General features: G+C 73.4%; 3 protein-coding genes and 1 tRNA gene. All 4 read left to right on the top strand.

Features of this window, described 5'->3' with window-relative positions; all coding sequences use genetic code 11:
- The first annotated feature begins 195 nt into the window (after window positions 1–195).
- Window positions 196–1,590, top strand: a complete 1,395-nt coding sequence (locus ACFV6I_RS38810; RefSeq protein ID WP_380430920.1) for a class I SAM-dependent methyltransferase — start codon at window positions 196–198, stop codon at window positions 1,588–1,590.
- Between the two features lie 16 nt (window positions 1,591–1,606).
- Window positions 1,607–1,683, top strand: a tRNA-Ile gene (locus tag ACFV6I_RS38805).
- Between the two features lie 121 nt (window positions 1,684–1,804).
- Window positions 1,805–2,170, top strand: coding sequence for a DUF6191 domain-containing protein (locus tag ACFV6I_RS38800; RefSeq protein ID WP_063348454.1), 366 nt, complete (start codon window positions 1,805–1,807; stop codon window positions 2,168–2,170).
- 246 nt (window positions 2,171–2,416) lie between these two features.
- Window positions 2,417–2,545, top strand: coding sequence for a DLW-39 family protein (locus ACFV6I_RS38795; RefSeq protein WP_014137031.1), 129 nt, complete (start codon window positions 2,417–2,419; stop codon window positions 2,543–2,545).
- The last annotated feature ends 285 nt before the right edge of the window (window positions 2,546–2,830 follow it).

Here is a 2,830-nt window from a genome sequence, read left to right as displayed (position 1 = left end):
CTGTTGCAGCCTGCGGGGCCCGTCGGCATTTCGGGTGACAGCCGGCCGCCCGCGGCGTGCCGCCCGGGAGCGGGCCGGCCGCGGTGGGATTAGCTGGGTGGCGCCCGGTCCACGCCTGGGAGTGCCGCAGGCCGCCCCCGGTCCGCCCGGCCGGGTCAGGAGACGTTCCGCAGGACGGCTGGACGGAGGCGCGCGGTGGCGAAGCTCGCAGGTCAACTGGTCGAGGCCCTGGACGGGCTGTTGGGGGTTCCGGTACCGCTGCGGGTCCAGGCCTGGGACGGCAGCGTCGCCGGGCCGCCGGGAGCCCCCACGGTCGTCCTGCGCAACCGCCGGGCGCTGCGCCGGCTGCTCTGGCAGCCGGGCGAGCTGGGCCTGACCCGGGCGTACGTCGCGGGGGATCTGGAGATCGCCCCCGGCACCGACCTCTACGAGGTGCTCTCGGCCGTCGCCCGGTTCGTGGAGCGGCCGGAGATCCGCCGCCTCGACCTCGGCCCGCGGGACGTGCTCGGCGCCAACGGGCGCCGCGTCCTCGCGGCCGCGCTGCGGGCCGGGGCGCTCGGCCCCGAGCCCACGCCGCCCCCGGAGGAGGTCCGCAAGGCCCGCGGACGGCTGCACAGCCGCAGCCGGGACCGCGCGGCCATCAGCCACCACTACGACGTCGGAAACGACTTCTACGGGCTCGTCCTGGGCTCCTCCATGGTCTACTCGTGCGCCTACTGGACCCCGGAGGCCAAGAGCCTGGAGGCCGCCCAGGAGGCCAAGCTCGACCTGATCTGCCGCAAGCTCGGCCTACGGCCCGGGATGCGCCTGCTGGACGTCGGCTGCGGCTGGGGCTCGCTGCTGCTGCACGCGGCCGAGCGCTACGGCGTCACCGCGGTCGGCGTCTCCATCTCGCGGGAGCAGGTCGCGCTGGCCCGCCGGCGGGTCGAGGAGGCCGGCCTGGCCGGGCGGGTGGAGGTCCGGCTCCAGGACTACCGGGAGATCGTCGACGGCCCGTTCGACGCGATCTCCAGCGTCGGGATGGCCGAGCACGTGGGCTCCGAGCAGTACCGGGTCTACGCCGAGGGCCTGCACCGGCTGCTGGCGCCCGGCGGCCGGCTGCTCAACCACCAGATCGCCCGCCGCCCCGACCACCCCGGTGAGCCGCACCGCACCAGCCCCTTCATCGACCGCTACGTCTTCCCCGACGGCGAGCTCTCCCCCGTCGGTTCCACCGTGGCCCGGCTGGAGGAGGCCGGCTTCGAGGTCCGGGACGTCGAGTCGCTGCGCGAGCACTACGGGCTGACCCTGCGCGAATGGGTGGCCAACCTGGAGGCGCACTGGAGCGAGGCGGTCCGGCTGGTCGGCCGCGGCCGGGCCCGGGTCTGGCGGCTGTACATGGCCGCCAGCGCGCTCGCCTTCGAGGAGAACCGGATCGGGATCAACCAGATCCTCGCCGTCCGCAGCACCGAGGAGGGCGCGGCCGGCCTCCCGGCGACCCGCGAGGAATGGCTGCTGCGCCCGGCCGCCGGAGCGCCGCCGCTGGTCGGCGGGGTGCCCGCCGGGAACCCCGCCGGCCCGGATTTGGGAGATCGGCCATCGGTCCGCTAATCTTTCAGTGCGGCAAGGGCCTATAGCTCAGACGGTTAGAGCGCTTCCCTGATAAGGAAGAGGCCACAGGTTCAAGTCCTGTTAGGCCCACCACCGCGAAGGGCCCGGAGTGATGCACTCCGGGCCCTTCGGCGTTTTCCCCCGCCGCTCCGGGAACCGCGTGCCCCGCCGGGCTGTTCTCCCGGGAGGGAACGTGTGGAGGGATGGTGACGACATGGCGATCTTCTGGGCGATGAGCATCCCCGGACTGATCTGCGCCCTGGTGGTGCTCGCGGCGGTCGACCAGCTCGCGCTGCGGGCGCGCCGCTCACGCTGGGTGCCGTGGCGGGGGACCGGCCGGGAGGGGCAGATCTCGGCCACCGGTTTCGAGCAGCTGCACGCGCAGTTCGCCGCCGGCAAGCAGCACGAGCTGGACGAACGCGGCACGACCCTGATGCTGCGCGACGAGGAGGGCGAGGGGGCGCCGCCCCGGACCAGGGTGGACCTGGCGGGCGGGAAGGCCGTGGTGGTGACGCCGTCGAACCGCCTGTCCGACCGCTCGTCGGACCACCCGTCCAGCGCCCCGCCGGGCACGCCGTAGGGCCCGGCCGGGGAGGGCCGGCCGTACGGCAGGAGGTGCGGCGTCAATCCTCCGCCCGGACCGCCGGGTTGGCCGCAGCGGTGGCTGGTCACGATTGGGACACTGGTGTGTATCATCGGCCGCAAGGGCAGTCTGGCACCCGGCAGCCCGCTCGCGATCGAAACACATCTGGACTCGTCGGCCCGGTCAGTCCGGCCGGAGCACCGGCTCTTGAGTCCGCCAACGCAAGAAGGACGAGGTCCCGCGGTGAAGAAGCTTCTCCTGGTCGCCCTGGTCGCCCTCGGCGGCTTCTTTGTCTACCGTCAGGTCCAGGCGGACCGCGCCGAGCAGGACCTGTGGACCGAGGCCACCGACCCGGTTCCGGCCGGTCGCTGAGCCCGGACGATCCGAGGAACACCTATTTTGGGTGGGGCTCCACCGCGCCTCCTGGGCCGGCCGGCCCGGTCACCCGACCGGATCGGCCGGATCCCAGGCACCGCCCGGACGCCGCCTCGGCGGCAGGTCCGGTCGGCCCGGGGGTAGGGCGCCGGGAACGGCGCCGGAACCCGGTACGCTAGTGCCCGTCGGCACCTGCGGTGCCGTCGAGGGGCATTAGCTCAGTTGGTATAGAGCGGCCATTTCACAGTGTATTATAAAAAACAGACGCAGACCACGAGAGTA

Origin of the sequence: Kitasatospora sp. NPDC059803, from assembly GCF_042732255.1 — a bacterium.
Classification (GTDB): domain Bacteria; phylum Actinomycetota; class Actinomycetes; order Streptomycetales; family Streptomycetaceae; genus Kitasatospora.
This window is presented reverse-complemented; position numbering and strand designations above follow the sequence as displayed.

Coding starts and splice junctions, on each gene's coding strand:
- ACFV6I_RS38800 (WP_063348454.1), top strand. CDS start 1,805: ATGGCGATCTTCTGGGCGATGAGCATCCCCGGACTGATCTGCGCCCTG.